Genomic DNA, 22118 nt, shown 5'->3' on the forward strand with positions numbered 1-22118 from the left:
CTATCTTGGACACACGTCACGAATGCTTCGTGGCATCTGGCGTCTCAAGGGGGCGCCTATGCATGAACTCATGCAGAAATGTATACTCCCAAGCCTTGTTGAGCCGACTCTTTCAGATAGCGGCTACTATACCACCCTCTTTGTTACCCGGGACAGTAGATGAATATTGATGGCAAACACGTGCTAGTGACCGGAGGCACTGGCTCGTTGGGGCAAGTACTGGTACGCAGAATGCTTGCTGGTGAGTTTGGTGAGCCAGAGAAGGTGATTGTGTTCTCCCGCGATGAAGCACGCCAGCATGCCATGAGACTGGAACTGCTGCACTTCAAATTTGCTGCAACTGACGATGTGATTTTTAAAACCGCTAATCGCTGCCTCCAGTTCAGGATTGGGGATGTCAGGGATCCTGCCAGCGTACGCGCAGCACTGGCAGGTGTCGATGTCGTTGTTAACGCGGCCGCGATGAAGCAGGTGCCTTCCTGTGAGTACTTCCCCGAGGAAGCTCACCAAACCAATGTGACGGGAGCGATCAACCTTTTTAATGCGGTCAGGGAGATGCAGAGGCCCCCGGAAGTGGTTGTCGGTGTCTCCACTGACAAAGCCGTTAAACCGGTCAATGTTATGGGGATCACCAAAGCATTGCAGGAGCGTGTGTTTATTCGGGCGAACCTTGACTGTCCTAATACCCGTTTTGTCGTTGTTCGTTATGGCAACGTTATCGCCTCGCGGGGCTCGGTAGTACCCTTGTTCCTTGATCAGATAAAAGCTGGCGGGCCTTTAACAGTCACCGATAACCGCATGACCCGGTTTCTCGTATCGCTGGACCAGGCTGTGGATGTGATTGCCGATGCAGTGGCAATGGCTGGTCGAGGGGATATATACGTGCCAAGGGCTTCTGCTGCACGGGTGCTTGACCTGGCAAGGGCGCTTTGTGAAGCGGGCAGTAATATACCCGTTGAGTTTACGGGGATACGCCCCGGAGAGAAGCTTCACGAAGTTCTCGTATCGGAAGAGGAGATTTCCCGAACATCGCTGTGCGGTAAAAACTATGTGATCCACCCCATGCTTCCGGAGCTCAGTAGAGAGATTGATGCTCGGTCTGTACTGAAGCAGGAGTATTCCTCGGAGAACGATTTGCTGGACCAGGACCAACTGAGACTCGAGGTAAGCCCTGGTGGCGCCCTCTATCACGGGCTGTGGGTCCTTAATGAAGGTGCATTCTGATGCGTGTAATGACAGTACTGGGTACACGCCCGGAGATCATCAGGCTGTCGCGCATTATTCCCCGCCTGGACGAGTGCTGTGACCATACCCTTGTGCACACGGGGCAAAATTTTGATACACGCTTGTCGGACATCTTCTTTAATGAGCTCGGTTTGCGACCGCCGTGCCACCACTTGGGGGTCGACGCCTCTGGCTTTGGCGGGCAAATAGCCCGGATTTTTGAACGTATCGAACCTTTGTTGGTTGAGAACCAGCCAGACAGGGTGCTGATTCTGGGTGATACAAACTCGGCACTGACGGCGATCATTGCCAAGCGTCACGGGATTCCCGTATGCCATATGGAGGCTGGCAACCGCTGCTATGACGACAACGTACCGGAGGAGGTCAACCGCCGCGTTGTCGATCATTCAAGTGATATCCTGCTGCCATACACCGAACGAAGCAGGGACAATCTACTGCGAGAGGGGATTGCCGCGAATCGAATTTTCGTGACCGGAAACCCTATCGGAGAGGTCATCGAATACTATAAGCAACAGATCGATCAATCATCGATGCTAGATGAGCTGGCCCTGGTACAAAAAGGCTATTTTCTGGTAACTCTTCATCGGGCTGAAAATGTGGACAACCCTGTACGCCTACGGCAACTACTCAGCTCGCTGGAAAAGCTGGCGGAAGAATACCGGCGCCCCGCTGTTATCAGCGTGCACCCCCGTTTACGCGCCAGGCTAGAATCCCTCGGGTATGAGGGAAGTGATTCAGTGAGAATGATGGCGCCGTTCAGTTTCCTGGACTTTGTACATCTTGAATACAATGCATTCTGCCTGCTGAGTGACAGCGGCACGGTGCAGGAAGAGTGTGCGATCCTGCGCGTTCCGAGCGTCACCCTGCGCGATGTAACAGAGCGGCCGGAGACGCTGGAAAGTGGCTCTAATATTGTGACGGGTATCGGAGAGGAGTCTGTTTTCAGGGCGGTATGTTTGGCCATAGAGTCTGACTTGAACTGGCCTTTACCACCTGAATATGCCCGTACAAATGTTAGTGAGACAGTTGTGAAACTGATTACGGCCTATTATCAAGGACTCGACAGGATGCAAGCGATATGAGCCGGATACTGGTGCTAGGCGGGTTCGGAATGCTTGGACATCAGTTGACTACAGTGCTCAGCTGGCAACACGAAGTAACCGCTACAGTACGCGGCGATGCCAAAAATGAGCTAACCCGCCGGCTAGCCCCAGCAAGCTTCATTGCGAATGTTGACTTGACGCGCGTCGAGCAGATTCAGTCGTTATTCGAGCGTGAATCCTGGGATGTGGTAATCAATGCCGCTGGTGTCATCAAGCATCGGGTGGATCAGGATGGGGTGAGTAATGCCATTGCGCTGAATGCCTGGCTTCCCCGGATGCTTGCGTCTCTATGTATGCGTACAGATGCGCGCTTCATACACTTCAGCACAGACTGCGTATTCACAGGTACTAGACATAGCGAAAGAGGTAGATGGGGTTATCGCGAAGAGGATATTCCTGACGCCAGGGACACCTATGGATTATCAAAACTGTTGGGAGAGCCGGATACCGCAAACTCGCTTTGTATCCGTACCTCTCTGGTTGGCCGTGAGCTGCGTGGCCATCATGGTCTTGTAGATTGGTACCTGGCAAGCGCAGAGGAGCAGGTACCTGGGTTTACACAAGCGCTGTTCAACGGGCTTACTACGGCTGCCGCTGCTCAACTTGTGGCTTTTGTTATAGAAAAACACCCAGGATTGACGGGGTTGTGGCACGTGGGGAGCCAGGCTGTCAGCAAATATGAGTTGCTGCGAGGAATCCACCAAAGGGTCCCCAATAGTCCCCGGGTTGTGCCAAGTGACGAGTTCTTCTGTGATAGGCGGCTTGATTCCGAGATGTTCCAGGCGCGTACCGGCTGGCAGGCACCCACCTGGGACAGCATGATTGAGGATTTGACGGGTGAAGTAACATGATTGATGTGACTATCTGTAGAAAGTTCAGTAGACCAACGGAGATCTAGTGTGACGAGTAACGAATTGGACGAGGAGGTGTTGGGTAAGTACGCCGGGAAAAACGTCCTTGTAACAGGGGCGGCCGGGTTTATCGGTAGTCATCTGACGGAAGCACTACTATCAGCCGGTGCCAATGTGACAGCATTGGTGCGATACAATTCCAGGGGCTCCAATGGCTTACTAACAAGCTTGACGCAGAAAGCTTCCCCACAAAGCTTGTCGTTATTGCGGGGAGATATCACCGATATCAACAGTGTTGATACTGCAGTGAAAGGTCAGGACTTTGTATTCCACCTTGCTGCACTGGTTGCTATCCCCTATTCCTATGAAGCTCCCAAAAGCTACCTGCGGACCAATATAGAAGGCACCTTGAATGTATTGGAGTCGGTTCGAAAGTACGGCACAAAGCGCCTGGTTCACACCAGCACTTCAGAAGTGTATGGCAGTGCTTTATACGTACCCATGGATGAAACGCATTCACTTCAGGCGCAATCCCCCTATGCCGCTTCAAAAATTGCTGCGGACAAACTGGTTGAATCGTATTGCCGCTCCTTTGACGTTCCCGCAGTGACTGTTCGGCCCTTCAATACTTATGGCCCTGGGCAATCTCCGCGAGCTGTAATACCAGTAACCATCCAGCAGGCACTCTGGAGTGATGAGATTAGACTCGGAGCCATCCACCCTGTTCGGGATATGACTTTTGTCGGTGATACGGTGAGGGGGTTCCTCTATTTGGGCGTCAAGGAGGGGGTGGAATCGGGAACCTTCAATCTGGGGACTGGTGAGGGGCATTCGATCGGCGACATTGCGAATCGTATCAGGGAACTCACCGGTCGTAAGGATACAATTCAGTACGATCCGGATAGAACACGCCCTTCTGCGAGTGAGGTTGATCGCCTTGTGTCAGATCACTCCAGGATCACGCAAATGTGCGGGTGGAAACCCAGCGTCGGCCTTGATGAAGGACTGCAGCGCACTATTGATTGGTTCCGGCTAAAAGAGCGGCCAAAAAATCCTGGAGAATACAGAAAGTGAGAGGGGGAATTGATACTGCTGTAATCATGGCTGGTGGCATGGGATTGCGGTTGCGCCCCTACACGTCGGTATTGCCAAAACCGCTAATGCCGCTTGGCAATATGTCTGTTATTGAAATATTGATACGCCAACTACGATCTGATGGTATTAACAGGTTCTTTATATCAGTAGGCTACCTGTCACATCTTGTCAAGGCAGTGCTCGATAACATTGAATTTGACGGTGCGGAACTGACGTATTTTTACGAAAGCAAACCTCTCGGTACTTGCGGGGCCCTGCCGGGAATAGGCAATGCTCTACCTGAGCGTTTTCTTGTGGCCAATGGAGATTTACTATCCGACTACCCTGTAAGTGTTTTGTTAGAGCAGCACGCTAACTCTGAAGCAGCAATAACAATCGGTACCCAGTGGAAAACGGAATCCATTAGCTATGGCGTTCTGGAAAGATGTTCGAAAGGCTTGGTAGTGAACTATAAGGAAAAGCCGGAACATCGGTATGAGCTCAGCATCGGGTTGTACGCTATGGAGCGATGGTGTGTGGAGGAATACCTGAGTCTGGGTGAATCGGCGGATATGCCCGATCTCATCAATACGCTGCTTTCTAATGAGATCCAAGTTGGCGCAGTACCAGTTGACTGCTCGTGGATTGATATTGGAAAACCTGAAGAGTACCTTTGTGCTCAGGAGTTGTTTGATAGTGAGCCAGAGAGGTTTCTAAATGTTCGTTAGAGGGCTAGGAAATTTGGTTGATCATCCGCTGTCACAGCTGATTGCGTTGGCCGCCCGCGCTATTCAATGATTTTCACCAGCGCGCGAATCACACATAGAGCAGGCAATGACAGGTCTACTTCAATGCCGTGTATTACCGTCGACCGCTGATCTGCGAATATTTTCTTTCTAAGTGCTCTAAGTGCGGTTCAGCGTGCGAAACTGTTTAGAAAAATATGTTCGGGAAGTGACCTTCTGAAAAGTTTCGAAATCAACAGATCTCCATAATAGAGTTGCTCGGCAGACCATTCTGAAAGCCAGCCATTAGGCTGGGCGGGTATTCCCAACTCGGGTATAGATCTTGAAGGGCCAGTAAATGGGCGGTGAAATAACATCGCGATTCTGGTGTTGTGCGTACATACGCTCTCCAATTCAATTGATTTAGACATAAATACCCATTGATTTTCTGCCAAGATTGGATGTGCAAAATCTTCGCCGAGGTCGAAAAAATGCTCAGGGTTATTCTGAACAATAGGTGTGAGCGTTCTTGCTCCAGCTTCGCCCCATTCAAACTCTGTTTTCTGGGAAAGCGCTTCGAACAGCTGCTTGTAGTATTGTTTTATTATAGGGTTATCGGGCGATGAGCCCAATAGGCCGATTGAAATGTGTTTTCCCTTTGGAGTTGTTCTCCGAATTGCCGAAAATTTTTTCTTGTCTAGTACGCTGCAAACATCACTCAAGGAGAATAATGGGAGGCAGTCTGCATCGAGATAAAGGCCACCGTACTTGTGGAGCAAGGCTGTACGCACAAAGGCGGTCTTTATCGCAAGGCTGGGCTGGTTTTCGTCTTGGCTTGTTATTTCATGTACTTTATTGGGCAGGTCGGGAAGATAGTTGTCAAGATTTTCTGGCGTGACTAGTTTTAGTTCACATCCCTGCCCCCAAAACTTGATTGCCTCAAGGCACATTGAAATGTAGGTGGGCATTTTTCTACCCTTGGGCGTTTCCCAATATATCCAGATAGGAAATGACATAAATACTCTATAGCAATTTCAACATTAGAGAATAACGGCTATGCTCGTCGAGCGGAATGTACTTTTTTCGATAGTTTGTGCCAAAAATTGCGCACTCTATTGCTGTATAAAAATTCACTAAGGATTTGCAGTGGAGAAGTTAGTGCAATAGTTTGTATAGAGGATCAACAATAGTGCTCCCGAGAGAATATTCTGGTGAGACTCTGATCTCTCGCAAGGATTTCACCCAATCCACTCTGTCATCCTGGGGGCAAGTATACGCCAGAACCTCTGCCTTCAATCGCCCTCTCCATGTAACTAGGTCGAACACCAGGCCGGCGCCGAGTTTGAGGTACTTTAGAAAGGCCGTTGGATGGTTTCGTATAAGAAGCAGTAGCGCACCGAGACGATACGTGTAGCTGTTTTTCACAAGTATATACGTTTCTTGCGGCGTTAACTTCCGGGAATATGATCTGACGGTGTGGGTGGAAGTGGCAAGGTGGTCTTTTCTTTTATTCTTATTATTCGGCTCATTGGTGAGGCGCAGGATCTGTCGCTTCTGCGAATTGAAACTGGCCGAGAGAGTAATGAAATCCTGGCGCAACTCCTCATACTCGTATGCCAGTTTTGTTAGTTGGCGATTTTCTTCGATCAATGCTTTGACTTGATCGATATCGATTTCCTGGATAACTGTCTGATCATGGTTTTCTGACTGTTCGGTTAATGCGTTAGGCATAATCAATCCTCGCAGCGCCTACCTTGTGTGAGTGGCTTTCTACGTGGGCTTTAGCCCTATTTGCAGAGGCCAGCAGCTCTGAGGTCGAGATGGTGTGATGCATTCTTGCGATTATTTTCTCGTAGAACTCGGCCAGCTGCGGATCAGCTATTTTGTCAGATTCTGGTCGAAAATGATTCAAATCAGGCTTTATGAGATCCTCTGCAACTTCGTATTCAGATTGCCTTAGTTCGAAATTCAGGTGGCTTGCAAGCTTGGCTAGTTCAGACTTCCAATTCTGCGTAAACCAGTTGTCATAGTTTGTAATATAAACCTCCGCATTAGTTTCAGTTATGGCGAGGCTATTGCGCACCAACCAGTTAAGCTCAGCAGGATTCTGTTTACTGTAGGCGTGCCTCATTGACGCGACGGTTGCCTCTGGGCTTCGTACCGCCAGTAGGTAGGTTGGTTTGATCTTGAGTCTGGCAAAAACCTGCCGCCACAACGGTAATGCAAATACGGTTCTGGGGTCTTTAAACCCCCAGATACCGCTCTTTGAATTTATCTGATAGCCAACGTAATCTACCATCGCCTGCACAAATTCTGAAGTAACTGCGTCGCTAGATTGAACGACGTCTCCTCTGAATCTAGACTTCCCTGGCGGATGGGTGTTGAGAATTTCTTTATGAGCTGCCACGATGACGGCATCTTCAAAGTAACCTTCCGGATTACTCTCGTTCGCTGCAACCAACTGATCCGAACGTCGCATGCCCATGGCAACAAGTAGCTGCATCAACAGCGATGTTCCGCTGCGACCGCTACCGAGGACGACAATAATAGGTTTTTCAACTCGCATGTTAAAGACCTTCGGTGATAGTTGTAAGAGGCATTTTTTCGCTCTTCAGCTTTGCGTAAGTGGGTAAAACTATATCTTGCACCAGCTTGGAATAACTCAATTTTTCAAGTGCCTCAATATACTCATTAATTCTAGATTCCGAGTAAGCTAGGAAGCGCTTGTCGGAAAAAATATCTGCCAAGGACTGTCCATCTGAAAAATATGAAATATGTATTTTATACTCTTGAGCAAAGTCTCGATGTCCCAGCGTGGCGGTTGCTGCGATTGGAAGTCCAGCTTGCATGTAATCAATTGTTTTTAGTGAAGGTGCGACTCCAAAATGGCCATTGTCCGGTACGAATGCAATACCCAAGTCATACTTTGAAAGTGTCTCGGGTATAGATTCGGAATTTACCTGCCCAATAAAGCGTATGCAGTCCTGTGCGCCCACGGAATTTACGTACTCTTGGAGTTCTGCCGCACTATTCCCACCGCCGATAATATCCATTGTGACCGTGGTATCTGTCCTGGAGCGTGCATCCAGAAAATCATTCAATAGCTGTAGCAGATTCCGAGATTCTGCGAGGCTTCCTACGAAAACTGTAGAGAGAGCTGACGAGACAGTCCTCCTAGATTTCGCTAGTTTCAATGTCAGGCTATCGATATCTCGCATATGGCCTGGAGGCAGTATACTGTGGCTCACCTCAAGTGTGGGAAAGTCTAGTTCCATTGTGCCCGCGCTATGACAGAACAGATGGTTGATGTAGTACTGAGAATTTTCGACTTGTCGCCGTATCCGTTCCAATTCATTACGGTTGGTCGTGACGATCGGACTTCTGATATCGACGACAACCTTGCCAACCAAGTTCTTTTGGCAACCTAGAGCGGATATAAATTTAGCCGACTTATGCCCGATCATATGAGAAATCTCAGTACCAAACTCCTTAATATGTTCGTATGCCTCAGTGATCGCGTTAGAGTTGAGTTTGAGCAAATTTGGTACTTCTACTGTTCGCAGGTGTGCATTCTCATACACAACGTTGCTTGAAATTCGATCCGTCAGAATCTGCAAATCACAAACCTTGTGGAGCTGCGTTGCCAAGCCATAGGTTCCCATCGTGCCAGGGGACCCAAAAGGAGCGTTCATACAGACGATGGTGACTTTTGTTTGATGGGAGTCCAGCGAGTGCTGTGGTGTTGGACAGCTCCCAGTTGATAGAGCGGGTAGCCCCGACCTATCTTCATAAAACAAACTTTCTCTTCGAATCATCAGGCTTGTTTCATGAGAGAATTCTTTTGTAGGAATGTCGGAAAGCTCTACTTTAATTATTTCTAAGAATTTCATTATAATTTTTTCGTGTGCTGCATGCCGGGATACTACAGTAGCGGGCTTTCCCATGCTTTTCATGTGTGAGACAGCATTCTCATCGTTGAGAATAAATGCTGAGATACTAACTGGGTGATATAGCGTTTCGAAGATGCCTTCAAAGTTGAAGGTTGAGTAGACTATATTTTTTAGTCGGAGTGGATGTAGAGCACAAAGCCAGTGCGTTAGATCAAGAGATCCTGCATCTAAAAATATTGAAATACCATCTTTGAAAAATGAGAGATAATTCAAGAGATTTGCGATATGTATACCTTTACTATAGGGGAGCACTGGGCCGAACGGGGCAAGCTTTATTTTTTCATCGCGAGAAAAGTTTTTAGATTCTATAAGGAAGCCACAGCGCGATCCCCTTATTCGGAGCACTGAGGCGAGGCCAACTGCCAACTCAATAAACTCTGTGGACGAGAGCACTATGAGAGTTGGTAGAACTTTGGCTTTGTGCTGATTAGATGATGAGGTCATGTTCTTGATATGTGCTTGTTTTGCTCATGGACTTCATTTTCCATGTGTGTTCCCCAGGCCCAGATCGTCTACAAAATATACTATTGAAACGATCTGTACAAAGGCCGTTCAAGCTGGCCATATTGACCAAGTGATACCATGCTGTATCAGCTGCTCCAAGTGAGTCGGGATAGGGGTAGTCTAGGAATGTACTGCGGCGCCCAGAGATGGTACTACCCGATACAAAGACCTTTCCATGCTCTAGGTCCGCGCTTTGAAATAGTTCCAAGTATCGGCATTCTAAGCCTTCTCTAGAGTGCAAGTATAGTTGATCGTCCTGTTTGTAATACCTCAATGGCTTCCCGGCAAAATCGGTACCTGAAAATAGAAAATGCAGCATCATATCGCCAATGTAGTGCTCGCCATAAATGTCGTCATCGTCAAATCGGAATATGTAATCTCCCGAAGCTGTAGCAATGCCAAGGTTCATGCAGGCTCCGGCGTGATTCTCTTCTGCAAGGTAAGATAGCTTAATGTCATCTCGCCCACTGAGCTGTTCTTTATACTGGATATAGTCAGCATAGTGACCATTGAAGACGATGATTAACTCTTTGTTGCTATAGAGCTGGCTGTCATACTGCTGCAAGGCGTGTGGAAGGAAATGTGGACGAATCGTAGGTAGAATCAAACTGGCTTTAGGTTTCTGATTGATTATTATCCCGAGGCCCAGCGTGGTGGCAATAGTCTGCAGTCTCTGGTGAAGAGTGTGCTCATTGAGCGTAGTTCGCCAGGCGATATGAGATAGGCGATCTCCATAAAGGGAGTCTGTCAGCCCTGCCCGAACCTGACTCACCAAATCGTAATCGGAGCTGTGGTAGTAAGTAGGGTTGCTTTGGAGTAGAGAATCTCTGTGTTCTGAAGAGCTAAATACAGCGGTGCTAGAAGCCGCCGCCTGCAGCTTCATTCGCTGGCGCCTTGTGGGTGAGATCATTGAATTCTTAGGTTCAATGTAGAAGCTGCTTTGCTTAAGTATCTTGGACTTGGATCGGTTGGATACACACCCGCCTATGACAAGGTTGTTCTTTCCTTCCACTTTGGGTAGCTTGGATCTGAATATGTTGTTGTTCGAGTCGTACAGCAGGATGCTTCGATGGCCGAAAGCTCGGCATAGATTATCTACATAGTGAGAGTCTGCTAGATAGTCACCCAGTGCGTCTATTGCAATATCGAAATGGTCAGGTTCTACGTGCTCGTCATAGGAATGGTATGGGTTGTAGATCCTGGGCTGAACCCCTGATGGTAGATATGTGGCATTAAATTTCTTCCACGCTTTCTGAGTCAATAGCTGCGGGTCTGCACTGAACACGGCATCACAGCGTCTGGCGATAGACTTGAAGAGTTCAAAATACGTGTAGTCCAATGTATGCCAGAAAGCCACAGGTAAAGATTTGGAAGTTGCGGCATTGATAATCCTATTTAAACGTTCAAAGGCAGCGCTGTTTTCAATGTAATAGTTATTCCATGGGCTACCCGAATTAGTTATATTGGATTCAATAAGCACAAAATCAATGCTGGAAAATTCCAGAATTAACTGCCAGTTTGTATTATCTAATCTGTAGCAATTAACCTCTAATGACAATTCCGAAAATAGTTCTTCAGAGCCTATAAAGCCAATATTAATACCGAGCGTTCTGTCAGAAGGTAGGATTTTTAATCTGGACTCTGGTGCTGCCCATCGAACTTCTGATCTAATCGTTTTTTCCGGTTTCCACATAAAGAACTTCTTGAAGAGGGAATGTAGGGGTATCTTTTGCTTTTCTAAGATTAAGTGATTTTGAGAGAGAGCTTGTGGAACAGGGTTTCTAACTAATGCAAACGTAGTTGCCAAGCCTCCTAAGCTTACGATAGCACTGAGGTGGAATTATATAATTGCTACTGACAAACTCTATCATTTGCATTGTTCTCGACAAACCAATCTACCGTCTTTCTTAGGCCGACCTCAAGCGGGGTTCTTGGTTCCCACTGGAGCCCTAGCCTGGATTTTCTGATGTCTGCGTAATTTCGAGGTACATCGCCAGGTAGGTGCTCTCCGTAGACAACCTTTGGGACAGCAATGTTATTATCTTCCAGTATTTTAGATAAAAGCTCTATTAGAGAGTTGATCGTGGTTTCTTCTGATGTGGCTACTTGGTAAAGACCACCTTCCTGCGCATAGGTGGCAGCTTGAATGATTGCATCCACAAGATCTTCGGAGAAAATGAAGTCTCGAGTTTGCGTGCCGCTGCCATTTACTTGCCAGCACTCTCCATTAAAGATCTGGCTTAAAAACTTCGCTACAACGCTGCCCTTCTTGCCGGAATGGGGCCCGTAAACATTTGAAAAGCGCAGAGCGTAAGTTTCTAGGCCAAAACTTCCCTGATAGGCGGAACAATAAGCCTCTCCGGCGAGTTTGCTAGCGCCGTACGGGGAGATTGGTTTGCAGGGCGAGGTTTCAGTAAATGGAGGGGGCGAGTTCCCTATAGGAGCTCCAGAGGATGCAAATATGAACTTTCTCACTTTGGCCTCTCTGGAGGCCTCCAGTAAATTGAAAGTGCCGACAACATTGGTGTCAAGATCGAATCTAGGGTTTTTGATCGATGGTTGTACGCCAGTATTCGCAGCTAGATGCACTACAACATCTGCCCCCTTTACCGATCTTTCAACGGATGACTTATCTAGAATATCGCCTATAAAGAGCTCGACTCCATCTCGCCAAGTGGATGATTCTTCGTCGTTGATAGTGAATTTAGTGATTGCGCCAAGATCATCAGCTGTGCCACCAGACAAGTTATCCAGTACCCGAATTGATTGAGCGGCGCCGCTGTTTTGCAGCTGATGAATTAGCGTTCGACCGATAAAGCCGCATCCGCCAGTGATGAGCCACCGTCGAAAGTTCACCAGTTAACGCCCCTGAAAATACGGTCGGACACGATATCCTCCCGATGAGAGTTTACTTTATTCATGATGCCACTAAGTACTTCCTCACTGAGAAGGGTTGGGTGCAAGCCAAGTTCCAGCAAGCCGGTATGAGCAGGGCTATAGTAGTGTTCTTCCATCTCTTTGCGAGGGTTATCGATGCCTTTCACTTCAACACTAAGTCCCATGCTATTACCCACTTTCTGGACCCAGTCGGCCAGTTGGTTAACGCTGAAAGTCTCGGTGAACTGATTGTAGATTTTTAGTTCGCCTGTGTTGGCCGGGTTCTCCGCTGCAAGCAATAGGCATTGTAGGGTGTCCTTGATGTTCAAGTAGCCACGTGTTTGTCCGCCTTTGCCGTAAACTGTAAGTGGGTGCCCTGCCACAGCCTGTACGGCGAAACGATTGAGCACAGTTCCAAATACTTCATCATACGCAAAGCAAGGAAGTAGCCTGTCGTCATGTTGGTTTTCATCGGTGAAGATGCCATACACAGGCCCTTGCATCAGGTCCGTGACTCGGAGGCCCCAGGTCCGGACATAGAACCACAGCAAGTCCGTATCCATCACTTTGGTGGTGTGGTACAGGCTGCCCGCCTGCCGCGGGAACAGGAATTTTTGGCTACGTCCTTTATGCTCGATATCCAGCCAACCCTCTTCGATATCGATGTTCGGTGTCCCGTATTCTCCCATTGTTCCCAGCTTGATCAGGTGAGCGTCTGGGCAGTGCTCTTTCATTGCCAGCACGACGTTGCCGGTTGCGCCGATGTTATTGTTCAAAGTCAGGCGCGCCGCATCGGCGTTCAGCATGGAGTACGGCGCGGAAGGCTGTTCGGCATAATGGATGATTGTGTCGGGCTGGAATTCGGCAAATACCCGGTTGATGAAGCTCCAGTCGCACAGGTCGCCGATATAAACGGGCATATCCTTACCGCAGTGCTCTTTCCAGATTCTGGTGCGCTCATGCAGGTTGGGCGTGGGGTAAAGAATCTCGTTGTCGGTCTCCCTCGCCAGATTTCTGCGCAGGTAATTGTCCAGAACTGCAACTTCATGCCCCTTGGCAGAAAAATGCATCGCTGTTGGCCATCCGAGGTAGCCATCACCTCCGAGTACTAGTACACGCATATTCTTTTCTCCTGTAAAAATTCGGTGTAACTTCCAATTAAATGATGTCGTGCTTGAGCAGATAGCTCTTTAGCGTTTCGGGAGTCAGTAACTCTTCTTCGGAGGACTTGTAGGGCTTAAGAACGGGTGCATCTTTCATGCCCTGGTATACATACTCTACTGGATACAGGTCGCGGAAGGCCGGCAGAACAACGAAGTAGTCTTCTGTTTCAATTGCACGCGATGTTTCCTCTTCGCTCATGAGTTCTTCGTACAATTTTTCTCCTGGTTTTACACCGATCTCATGAATTTTTGTACGTTTATCGGCATCAACTTCGCCCGCGAGTACATCGATCATTACCTGTCCCAGGTCTTCAATGCGGATAACCGGCATTTTGGTGATGAATACTTCACCGCCTTTGGCGAGAGCGGAGGACTCGATGACCAGATCGGCGGCTTCACTAATAGTCATAACGAAGCGCGTCATTTCGCGGCTGGTGAGAGTAATATCTTTTCCGTTCAGGATCTGATTTTTGAAGATGGGTACTACTGACCCGCGGGAGCCGAGGACATTGCCAAATCGGGTGGATGTGAAAACTGTGCCTTTGTTCTCACGGGAATTATTTGCAGCGGTCACCAGGCGCTCCCCCATCAGCTTGGAGGTCCCCATCACGTTGGTAGGATTAACTGCTTTATCAGAGCTGGTGAAGATGAAGCGCTCTATTTCGCAGCGCTGAGCGGCTCGAATCAGGTTCTGTAGGCCGTCGATATTGGTTTGTACGGCTTCAGCGGGCGATTTTTCGCAAATGCCTACGTGTTTAAGGGCTGCCGTATGAAAAATAATGTCTACTCCATGGCACACCTCGCGGATGCCCCGATAGTCCCTTAGATCACGAAGGAAAAAATGTGCTCGTTCACTGCCATATTCTTGTTCGACAAAGAAAAGTTCGGATTCGTTATTGTCGATGCCGACAAATTCCTTAAGGTCGCCAAACTGTCCACTGATGAGTTTGTCGGTGATGGCTCTGCCAACGGTTCCGCAAACGCCGGTGACAAGTACTCGCTTGCCTTTCAGGAAATCTGTCATTGGGTATTCACTTTCTCTGGGTTTGATGGCGTCGCCCCAGCGGGTGGGGTGCGACGTTTCGGGTTTCGGGTGCGTGCCACGCGTTCACTGGCCTTGGCCGGAGTACGGTAGAGGGAGGTAACGACGGGAACTGCCAGGAATTGAGTTTTGCTGGCATAGCGCAGCCAAAGGTCCCAATCTTCCAGGTACTGCTTCTCAGGGTCGAATCCACCGAGCTCTTCATACAATGAGCGCTCAAAGATTACTGTTTGTATTGGAAAGAGGTTGTCTCGTTCCAGATTTTCTCTTGAGTAATTGCGTAGCATCATCTTGGGGAGGCAATAGAAAACTTCTTCATATTGTCCCGGTGTATCGTCAATCCGGGTATGTACTTCAAATGCCAGACCATATGCCGCTTTGGTTCCGGGCGAGGCTAGCAGGTGGCGTATTAAAAGCTCCACGTGGGCGGGATAGAGGAGGTCGTCGTCATCAAGGAACATCAGGAATTGCCCACTGGCGCTCGCCAGCCCGTGGTTCCCTGTCTTGGACTTTCCCTGCTTTCCCTTGGCCAGATAGGTTAAAAAGCGACTATCCACCAGCTTTTTGTTGAGCTCTCCGATTAGGTGACTGTGGCTGGGTTCACCGTCCTCGGCAATAATAATTTCCAGATTTGGATAACTTTGATTCAGTGCCGATTGAGCACTTTCTTGCAACCAAGCCCCCCTGCCTGGGAATGTTCGGATGATAACAGAAACCAGGGGCAGTTTAATCGTCGGCGGGTTGCCGATAGCGGGAGCGTCGCTGTTGCCCAGCTCGAATGGTGAAAAGGGCCTGAGTCGCACTTGCGTGGCTTTTGGGGTGGCTGTCGGTTTGGGCCCCTTCTCAGCGGAGAGGGACGAGTAGTACTCGGTGGCCCATGGAGTTCGATTCACCAGTGACCGGCCGTTGGTATGGTATTGCTCACTTAAGGACGCCAGCCAATCAGTGGGGTGATCGCGATGGCCCGACAAGAGATTGAGAGTTGCGGGCGCTGGCCGCCGAAAGGCAACGCAATCACCGCGCGAATGGGCAATCCTGAGTGTTACCGGATCAATATAGTCTGGTCGCTCTCCCAGGGTGGGGCAATACTCCCACCAAACGGTGTCCTCTGTATCGGTGGCACTGTCGGTTAGCGCCCGCTTGATCAGGGCAGGTTCAGGCGCAATATTGTCTGACACAACTAACAAGAGTGGCGCTGAGCCGCTTGCGACTGCTTGCTCGATATTTGGGGCCTGATGCACCTTTGTCTCGAGGAGAGACCCAGGTGCTCTGAACGATGTGCTCTCGCAGGACGTTCCCGCGCTTGCGGTAATCTGCCACACATGGAATGCACAGCTGCCCCCTTGGACGCGTTCCAGGCAGGCCAGAGTAGGGCCAACCTCTGCGCTGGTGTTTACCTTGTTTGTGTAAACGATGATGTCCATCGAGTCTGGCAGCTCACCCGCGGCTCGGCGAGGCGATAGGCCGATACCTCGTCCGCCGGCGAGTTGATGGATTAGCTTCATCTGTTTTCTGCTGGAACCCAGACCTGCTTTGGCGGCAAGGTAGCGGCGAACTGCCCAGTCAAGCTCCGCAATTGCGGGGATGGACGTAACTCCAAAATACGCGGCATAAAGGCCCGACTTCAGCTTGTCGAGCCACCGTTCTGTGACGCTCCCGAGCTTCATTATTGATCCCCACGATAGTTCACAATAATCGCCTCGCCGCCGGCGACTGCTTGCGCCTGCCATCCGCTATGGAATGAAGGGCCCATGGTGGAAATTATGTGGCTCGACGCCTTTCTAACTTCTCCCGGTTCCAGCTTAAACGCATCGATATAAAGCACTTGGTTGTCGGGTCCACTGCTCAGTTCTGCTACCGGCTGTTCAAACACCGCCGTAGGATGCGGCAGCATCCAGTACTTACCCCTCATCACTTTGAAGTGCAGGTTCCGCTCTGCACCGGTCAGAATCAGGGGTTGATCAGTGTCTGGCTGCAGCATCGACTTTGCTGCTTCAGCGATTTCGCCCAGTTGCACGTCAAAGTCGATGTCGAGTGCCTCAGGTCTGTCTGAATGCGTGTAGTAATCGACGGTGCGCGCCGTCTGCCGCGTACTGGTGGTGAGCCAGCGCACGTCGACGAGTGTCCAGGTAACGATTATTAGCGCCAGGGCCTGCGTCATCCGCTGGTTAGGGCGGGGGATGATACACAGGAGAAGCGCCACCAGTAGCCAGATGCCGGCCAGCACTGTGAGGGGGAGCCGCTGCTCCCGCGCGCCACCGGAAAGCCAGTGGGCGGATTTCTGGCTCCACAACTCCAGTTCGGTCCACTCCGACCAGACCAGCTTGAGGCTGTTCTCGAGTGAGCTGGGCTTAAGCACCAAGCGCCGGAGGCCCGCGCTGCCGTCTTGCTGGTCATCGTGAAGTACCAGGCCAACCTCTGTAATTGTGCCTGTCCACTCTGGCTCTCTAGAAAGATCAATGGTATGTGGCCCTGCGTAACCAATATTAGCGGTATTGACGTTTTCCCGATTGCCGGCAGTCCTCCAGAAAAAACCCGCCGGGCTGATGCTTGTGCCAGTGGTTGTGACGCTCAGTGTGGTGAGCTCAGCACTGTCTACTGCGATAGGCCCGCTTGAGAGTATGGCTATGCCGCCTTGGTAGCTAGTTACGGTGAGTCCTCCATCGTCGCTGGTTGTACTTCCAACCGGGGTTCTGATGCGAGAAGTCAGGTCGAGAGCTGTCCCATCCGTTGCTGGGTGGTCCCAGGCCAGGTAGGTGAGAAAGGCGGCGCCGCAAAGTAAGCTTGCTCCTGCAGCGGTTATCAAGGTAGTGCGTGCATCTATTTTGGGCTGGAGTGCTTCACCCTTTGTCAGGCGCCGGACGGAAAGTAGCAATGCATAAACGAGCGCGGGGGCAAAATGCAGGGGCAGCCGGTTGATGGCGGTGCCGTCTTCCGCCCAACGTCCGTGCTGGGTGAAACCAAATATCAGGGCCTGTGTGGCAAAGAGCAGAACGAAAAAGCCCAGTAGTGCCCGCCAGCAGCCGTCTCTCGAGCCTTTTAGGAGCGTGGCAGCGCTAATGGCCACCAGGGGCCACAGAATATTCCAGCTTCCCTGCAGGAAAAAGGCGTCGATGTAGTCATCCCACACTGCAAATTGCTGAATGGGGATGGTGCCAAGCACCGGCAGGTACAGAAGCTTACCGTCAAAGCCGAAGACCCCCAGGCCGGGAATGGACCAGTGCAAGTGGAAGCGCCATAGCACTAACGCGAGGGCGGATCCACACGCGGCGCCGACTAGAGCCGTGCGCCAGAAGCTGCCGGCAAAAGCCAGGGCCAGGGCGCCGATGAACCAGACAGCGCCCTCGTTCTTAACGCCCATCGCCAGTGCGCACATCAAGATGCCTAGCCAGAGTGAGGATCGGTCATGATCACTGATGCCTCGCAGCAGGGCGACAAAGCCAAGTCCGACATAGCCTGCCATCCAGATGTCCGCCTGCCCGGCCAGGGCAACGTGAGTGCCCCAAAGTGGAATGGAGACAAGCAGGTAGATGCCTGCAAGCGCGCCCAATTCACGAAAGCCGGAGGACTTTATCTGGCCATACAGGCCTGCCAGGGTCGCGAGAGCGGCGCAAAAAACCGGCAGGTTGACCAGGGTTTCGCTCCAGCTGCCCATACTGATAGCGGCCCACAGGGCAATAACTGATGCCAGTGTCGGATAACTGTGGCCCGGCATGTTGTAGTTGATAACACCGGTCTGCAGCCACTCGTTCGGCGGTGCCATGGGTAGGAGCTGGCCGCTGAGGAACCAGGCCTTGGCCCGGTACATCCAGGTTTGCCAGGCATCCCAGGGATAGATGGGGCGATACTGGTTTTCCAGCAGCAGCGGGATCAGGTGCAGCGCGGTGAGCCCAAGCAGGCCGATGCAAATAACCCGGTAACGGGTTGATGCCGGGAGAGAAACGGGGGTTGGCGCCGGGGCCTTAATACGGTATTGCAACGCGGCGAGGACGGTGCCGGTAAGGCTTAGGATCAGTAGCGTGCCGACAATGGCTGCAAACGAGATGTTGCCCTGAACTGCGCTACTGAGGTGGACCAGACCCTGCACAAGGCTGCAGCCAATAAAATAGCCGTAACCGGCGCGTAGCAGCAATTCATGGGGCGCCGGCCTGGCGGAGGCTCGTACCTGGGCAATGATCTGCAGCCAAATAAAGCCTGTGTACCAAGGGACGAGGATGCCGAGCCCCAAAAAGAATAATGCCATCCCTGCCTGCCCTGTGTTGCTCGATGGTGCCTGGTATTACCGCGTCTTGCCCTGCGCGGTGCTTTTCTGCTGTTGACGCAGCTCCGCTTCCAGCATGGCGACCCTCTGAATCATCCGTTGGTTGCGCGCTTCAATTCTCGAGCGTTCTATATCCATCAACAGTATTTTTATCACCAGTATGGCCACGGCAAGGGTGAGCGCAAGTATCGGGGGATATGACACTCCCGCAGCGCGAGCGACAATATCGATGACTTTCGGGAACAGGCCGATGACGGCGAAGCCGGCGGCCACCAGAATCCAGCCCAGGCCGTGGGTGACATGCAGGCGGTCCCTTCTTATCAGCAGAACGATAATAAAGGCTACGCCTATTCCGATGGTGGCTGTAACGATGGCTAGCATGGTTTGGTGGCTCTCTTCCCCGTGAGCATTGTGCGTTTGGTCAGGCCAAGCAACAAGGTGCAGCACATATAGTAGGCGACAATCAGCCATGAGTGAAAAACCCGGGACTTGCCTTCTTCCCGGGCGCACATCTCAACGGACACGTCACGGATGCGCAGTCCCTCGTGTTGCAGTAGAAGGAGAACTCCGATGTCCTGGTAGTCGAGAAGTGTGGCGCGCCAGCCGGCCAGGGCCCCTATGGCCTGGCGGTTGTAGGCCCTGAAGCCCGAGGTGACGTCTTCCAGCGCCAGCCCGGAGGTGCTTTTCATAAGGACCCATGCAATCCGGCGCAGCAGTGAGCCTCGCTCGGTGCAGGCGCCGATAGCGACATCGGCCTCGTTATTCCGCACCGGCGCCAGGATTTGGTCGATGGTCTGGGCCAGATGCTGGCCATCGGCATCCATGGTCACCGCAATCTCATAGCCCTTGCGCAGCGCATAGCGCAAGCCGGTCTGCATTGCACCCCAGGCCCCCAGTTGAGCGGGCAGGGGAATGACGGTGGCGCCGGCGGCTTCGGCCACGGCAACGGTATTATCCGTGCTGGCGTCGTCGATAACGACAACAGCCAGTCCGGTGTGGCTACGTACATTCTCCACTACACGGCCGACGCAGGCGGCCTCATTGAACGCTGGAATCAGAACTACAGTGTCGCTGGCGCCGGCAACGGAAGAAGGGGTTGAGACGTTAGACATTGCCTGGATTGCGCTCGCTGAGTATGCCGGTGAACTCAGCCAGCAACGCTGCAGCTGACTGGTCGATATGGAACAACTGGTCGAAGCGCTTTCTGCCTGCCAGCCCGAGGCGCCGGATTTTATCACGGTCGGCGGCCAGGTTCCGCAGTTGTCCGGCAAGGTCGTCAGCGTTGCCGGGCTCGCAGAGCTCTCCGGTTTCCCCGGCTGTCACCACCCAGCTCATGCCCGAGCCGGGTACCTTGCTGGCAACTGTGGCTTTGCGGAAGTACATGGCTTCCAGCAGCACCAGGCCGAAGGCTTCACTGCGCTCGATGGATGGCAGGCAGACCAGGTCACAGGCGCCCAGCAGGCTTTGCAGCTCTTCCCCGCTCACCTCACTGTGGAAGGTGACGCGTTCCTCGACGCCCAGCTCCCTCGCCAGGTCCTGCAGCGAGCCCGCCAGCTCTCCACTGCCGACCAGGTCAACGCGCACCTCTTCCACTGTGCTGGCGGCGCGCAGCAGGAATTCGAAGCCCTTGTAGTAGGTTAGCCTGCCGACCGCGAGCACTTTCAGTGCCGGGCCGTTATGGTCGTCACCAGCTTCCGGTGGTTCGCCGAGATAGGTGGGGTCAATGCCCAGTGGTACAACGCCGCATTTATTGCGGAAGGGTGCCAGCGGCGCACTACTCTCCAGGTAGGACGGGGAGGTTGTGATGACGCGGGTCGCGCCTCTGAGCAGGGCCGTTTCAAAGGGCCGGTAAAGGCGGTAGAAAAGGCGCAAGGCAGTCTTGTGTTCGCTTAGGGGAACATCCGAGTGCCAGTGAATAGTCCAGCCGAGTCGCCGGGCGGCGGGAATGAATAGCACCCAGAATGCCGACACATTGGGTAAGTGAAGGTGTAGTAGATCGGGCTGATAGGTTTTTAGCAGTCGTCGGAGGTGCAGGGGGAATGTGGGGCTGAGCGGTGTAAAAAGAACTCGAAGCCACACAGCGACGCGGGTGATGTGGAGCGCCTGGCCTTTGGTGGCGATGGCTTCTGTTTCGCTGTGCAAGCCGAGGCTCGACTGGTGTACCAAGGCGTGATTGCCTACGCCGAGCCGGCCCAGTGCGGCCATGATGTCGCGCAGATAGGTTTCCATCCCCCCCCTATGCGGCGGAAAATACTTGCCGATGTGGAGTACACGCATCGGGCGTGCCTGGTCAGGCATTGCCAGCAGGGACGAAGTTAGGTGCGCAGGTGGCGATCGAACCGGCCAGATCAATGGTAGTGATCAGGCTCCCCGCTTTAGCCGAGCCCTCTCCCGCCAGCCCCAGCGCCGTCCCATGATCCACCGACACCCTCACAATCGGCAGCCCCAGCGTAATGTTCACCGCTTCCCCAAACCGGGAAAACTTCAGCACCGGCAGACCCTGGTCGTGATACATCGCCAGGTAGGCATCGGAATTCGCCAGTTGCTCGGGGTTGAAGGCGGTGTCCGCCGGTAATGGCCCGGCCAGCTGCATGCCCTCATTTTTCAGTTTTTCCAGAAGCGGGGTGATGATTTCGATCTCCTCCCGCCCCAGGTGCCCGCCTTCGCCGGCGTGGGGGTTCAGGCCCAGCACAGTAATCTTCGGCCGGGTGATGCCGAATTTTCCCGTCAGTTCGGCGTGCAGTATCCGCAGTGTACGCTCCAGGCTTTCCCGGGTAATCGCCGCGGGTACGTCCTTCAGTGGCAGATGCGTCGTCGCCAGTGCCACCCGCAGCTTGTCGGTGGCCAGCATCATCACTACATGCTCTGTCCCTGTTTTCTCGGCCAGGTACTCGGTGTGTCCGCTAAAAGGAATCCCCGCGTCGTTGATCACGGATTTTTGCACCGGGGCGGTCACCATGGCCTGGAAGCTGCCGGTCCGGCAGCCTTCAATGGCCAGGTCGAGGGTTTTCAGGACGTAGTGGGCATTGGCCGGGTTGAGCTGGCCGGGGATGACGGTGGCTGATACGGAGGTGTGCAGCACACTGAGGTGCCCCGGTGTGTGGGGCCGGGCCTGCGGGCCGGGCTGATAGGGGGTGAGGCTGACGGGCAGGTTGAGCAGGCGCGCCCGTTCGCGCAGCATGTCGATATCACCAATGGCGACCAGTTCGGCATCCCATGCCCGCATCGCCGCCATCAGGGTGATGTCGGGGCCGATGCCGGCGGGTTCGCCGGTGGTGATGGCGATGGTGGGGATGGGGGTGGGCATGCTGAATGGGTGCCTT

Annotated in this window: 19 protein-coding genes; 5 read left to right on the top strand and 14 right to left on the bottom strand. The window is 52.1% G+C overall.

The window, feature by feature from the left end:
- Positions 1-159 precede the first annotated feature (159 nt).
- From FVW59_RS18030 to FVW59_RS18050, 5 genes are read left to right on the top strand one after another with little or no spacing between them, the layout of a single operon-like run.
- Positions 160-1224, top strand: coding sequence for a polysaccharide biosynthesis protein (locus FVW59_RS18030; protein ID WP_148065775.1), 1065 nt, complete (start codon positions 160-162; stop codon positions 1222-1224).
- Positions 1224-2327, top strand: coding sequence for a non-hydrolyzing UDP-N-acetylglucosamine 2-epimerase (gene wecB, locus FVW59_RS18035; protein WP_148065776.1), 1104 nt, complete (start codon positions 1224-1226; stop codon positions 2325-2327). Before FVW59_RS18030 ends, wecB begins: the two co-directional genes overlap by 1 nt.
- Positions 2324-3199, top strand: a complete 876-nt coding sequence (locus FVW59_RS18040; protein ID WP_148065777.1) for a dTDP-4-dehydrorhamnose reductase family protein — start codon at positions 2324-2326, stop codon at positions 3197-3199. The genes wecB and FVW59_RS18040 overlap by 4 nt, the downstream gene beginning before the upstream one ends.
- 48 nt (positions 3200-3247) lie before the next feature.
- On the top strand, positions 3248-4273 hold the full coding sequence (locus FVW59_RS18045; RefSeq protein WP_222711567.1) for an SDR family NAD(P)-dependent oxidoreductase: 1026 nt from the start codon (positions 3248-3250) through the stop codon (positions 4271-4273).
- Positions 4270-5001: a sugar phosphate nucleotidyltransferase gene (locus tag FVW59_RS18050; protein ID WP_148065778.1), complete on the top strand. Its 732-nt coding sequence runs from the start codon at positions 4270-4272 to the stop codon at positions 4999-5001. The genes FVW59_RS18045 and FVW59_RS18050 overlap by 4 nt, the downstream gene beginning before the upstream one ends.
- Before the next feature lie 188 nt (positions 5002-5189).
- Here FVW59_RS18050 and FVW59_RS18055 read toward each other — a convergent pair whose 3' ends face one another.
- From FVW59_RS18055 to pdxA, 14 genes are all read right to left on the bottom strand, one after another.
- Positions 5190-6014: a capsular polysaccharide synthesis protein gene (locus tag FVW59_RS18055; protein WP_148065779.1), complete on the bottom strand. Its 825-nt coding sequence runs from the start codon at positions 6012-6014 to the stop codon at positions 5190-5192.
- 139 nt (positions 6015-6153) lie between these two features.
- Positions 6154-6729: a hypothetical protein gene (locus FVW59_RS18060; RefSeq protein ID WP_148065780.1), complete on the bottom strand. Its 576-nt coding sequence runs from the start codon at positions 6727-6729 to the stop codon at positions 6154-6156.
- Positions 6722-7564 (bottom strand): sulfotransferase family protein, encoded by an 843-nt coding sequence (locus tag FVW59_RS18065; RefSeq protein WP_148065781.1) that lies wholly within the window; start codon positions 7562-7564, stop codon positions 6722-6724. Before FVW59_RS18065 ends, FVW59_RS18060 begins: the two co-directional genes overlap by 8 nt.
- 1 nt (position 7565) lies before the next feature.
- Entirely contained in the window at positions 7566-9392 is a 1827-nt protein-coding gene (locus FVW59_RS18070) for a glycosyltransferase (protein ID WP_148065782.1), read from the bottom strand.
- Positions 9376-11145: a glycosyltransferase gene (locus FVW59_RS18075; protein ID WP_148065783.1), complete on the bottom strand. Its 1770-nt coding sequence runs from the start codon at positions 11143-11145 to the stop codon at positions 9376-9378. The genes FVW59_RS18070 and FVW59_RS18075 overlap by 17 nt, the downstream gene beginning before the upstream one ends.
- 158 nt (positions 11146-11303) lie before the next feature.
- Entirely contained in the window at positions 11304-12308 is a 1005-nt protein-coding gene (locus FVW59_RS18080; RefSeq protein ID WP_222711568.1) for an NAD-dependent epimerase/dehydratase family protein, read from the bottom strand.
- Positions 12305-13450, bottom strand: coding sequence for an NAD-dependent epimerase/dehydratase family protein (locus FVW59_RS18085; protein WP_148065785.1), 1146 nt, complete (start codon positions 13448-13450; stop codon positions 12305-12307). Before FVW59_RS18085 ends, FVW59_RS18080 begins: the two co-directional genes overlap by 4 nt.
- 37 nt (positions 13451-13487) lie before the next feature.
- Positions 13488-14516: a polysaccharide biosynthesis protein gene (locus FVW59_RS18090; protein ID WP_148065786.1), complete on the bottom strand. Its 1029-nt coding sequence runs from the start codon at positions 14514-14516 to the stop codon at positions 13488-13490.
- Positions 14513-16201, bottom strand: a complete 1689-nt coding sequence (locus FVW59_RS18095) for a glycosyltransferase (RefSeq protein WP_187275966.1) — start codon at positions 16199-16201, stop codon at positions 14513-14515. Before FVW59_RS18095 ends, FVW59_RS18090 begins: the two co-directional genes overlap by 4 nt.
- Positions 16201-18777 carry a hypothetical protein gene (locus FVW59_RS18100; protein WP_148065788.1) on the bottom strand — a complete coding sequence of 859 codons (2577 nt, stop codon included), beginning with the start codon at positions 18775-18777 and terminating at the stop codon, positions 16201-16203. The genes FVW59_RS18095 and FVW59_RS18100 overlap by 1 nt, the downstream gene beginning before the upstream one ends.
- Positions 18778-18813: 36 nt before the next feature.
- Entirely contained in the window at positions 18814-19176 is a 363-nt protein-coding gene (locus FVW59_RS18105; RefSeq protein ID WP_148065789.1) for a DUF2304 domain-containing protein, read from the bottom strand.
- The gene (locus FVW59_RS18110; protein ID WP_148065790.1) at positions 19170-19907 is read right to left on the bottom strand and encodes a glycosyltransferase family 2 protein; all 738 of its coding nucleotides are present in this window, start codon (positions 19905-19907) and stop codon (positions 19170-19172) included. The genes FVW59_RS18105 and FVW59_RS18110 overlap by 7 nt, the downstream gene beginning before the upstream one ends.
- The gene (locus tag FVW59_RS18115) at positions 19900-21024 is read right to left on the bottom strand and encodes a glycosyltransferase (protein WP_148065791.1); all 1125 of its coding nucleotides are present in this window, start codon (positions 21022-21024) and stop codon (positions 19900-19902) included. The genes FVW59_RS18110 and FVW59_RS18115 overlap by 8 nt, the downstream gene beginning before the upstream one ends.
- A 61-nt stretch (positions 21025-21085) precedes the next feature.
- Positions 21086-22102: a 4-hydroxythreonine-4-phosphate dehydrogenase PdxA gene (gene pdxA / locus FVW59_RS18120; protein WP_148065792.1), complete on the bottom strand. Its 1017-nt coding sequence runs from the start codon at positions 22100-22102 to the stop codon at positions 21086-21088.
- Between the last annotated feature and the right edge of the window lie 16 nt (positions 22103-22118).

The sequence above is a fragment of the Parahaliea aestuarii genome (assembly GCF_008064635.1).
Classification (GTDB): domain Bacteria; phylum Pseudomonadota; class Gammaproteobacteria; order Pseudomonadales; family Halieaceae; genus Parahaliea; species Parahaliea aestuarii.

What these genes read in the sequence shown, in the direction of transcription:
- FVW59_RS18060 (WP_148065780.1), bottom strand. Translation starts at nt 6,729, where the DNA reads ATGCCTAACGCATTAACCGAACAGTCAGAAAACCATGATCAGACAGTT.
- FVW59_RS18070 (WP_148065782.1), bottom strand. Translation starts at nt 9,392, where the DNA reads ATGACCTCATCATCTAATCAGCACAAAGCCAAAGTTCTACCAACTCTC.
- FVW59_RS18105 (WP_148065789.1), bottom strand. Translation starts at nt 19,176, where the DNA reads ATGCTAGCCATCGTTACAGCCACCATCGGAATAGGCGTAGCCTTTATT.
- FVW59_RS18085 (WP_148065785.1), bottom strand. Translation starts at nt 13,450, where the DNA reads ATGCGTGTACTAGTACTCGGAGGTGATGGCTACCTCGGATGGCCAACA.
- pdxA (WP_148065792.1), bottom strand. Translation starts at nt 22,102, where the DNA reads ATGCCCACCCCCATCCCCACCATCGCCATCACCACCGGCGAACCCGCC.
- wecB (WP_148065776.1), top strand. Translation starts at nt 1,224, where the DNA reads ATGCGTGTAATGACAGTACTGGGTACACGCCCGGAGATCATCAGGCTG.
- FVW59_RS18065 (WP_148065781.1), bottom strand. Translation starts at nt 7,564, where the DNA reads ATGCGAGTTGAAAAACCTATTATTGTCGTCCTCGGTAGCGGTCGCAGC.
- FVW59_RS18110 (WP_148065790.1), bottom strand. Translation starts at nt 19,907, where the DNA reads ATGTCTAACGTCTCAACCCCTTCTTCCGTTGCCGGCGCCAGCGACACT.
- FVW59_RS18075 (WP_148065783.1), bottom strand. Translation starts at nt 11,145, where the DNA reads ATGTGGAAACCGGAAAAAACGATTAGATCAGAAGTTCGATGGGCAGCA.
- FVW59_RS18030 (WP_148065775.1), top strand. Translation starts at nt 160, where the DNA reads ATGAATATTGATGGCAAACACGTGCTAGTGACCGGAGGCACTGGCTCG.
- FVW59_RS18090 (WP_148065786.1), bottom strand. Translation starts at nt 14,516, where the DNA reads ATGACAGATTTCCTGAAAGGCAAGCGAGTACTTGTCACCGGCGTTTGC.
- FVW59_RS18055 (WP_148065779.1), bottom strand. Translation starts at nt 6,014, where the DNA reads ATGTCATTTCCTATCTGGATATATTGGGAAACGCCCAAGGGTAGAAAA.
- FVW59_RS18095 (WP_187275966.1), bottom strand. Translation starts at nt 16,201, where the DNA reads ATGAAGCTCGGGAGCGTCACAGAACGGTGGCTCGACAAGCTGAAGTCG.
- FVW59_RS18100 (WP_148065788.1), bottom strand. Translation starts at nt 18,777, where the DNA reads ATGGCATTATTCTTTTTGGGGCTCGGCATCCTCGTCCCTTGGTACACA.
- FVW59_RS18040 (WP_148065777.1), top strand. Translation starts at nt 2,324, where the DNA reads ATGAGCCGGATACTGGTGCTAGGCGGGTTCGGAATGCTTGGACATCAG.
- FVW59_RS18115 (WP_148065791.1), bottom strand. Translation starts at nt 21,024, where the DNA reads ATGGAAACCTATCTGCGCGACATCATGGCCGCACTGGGCCGGCTCGGC.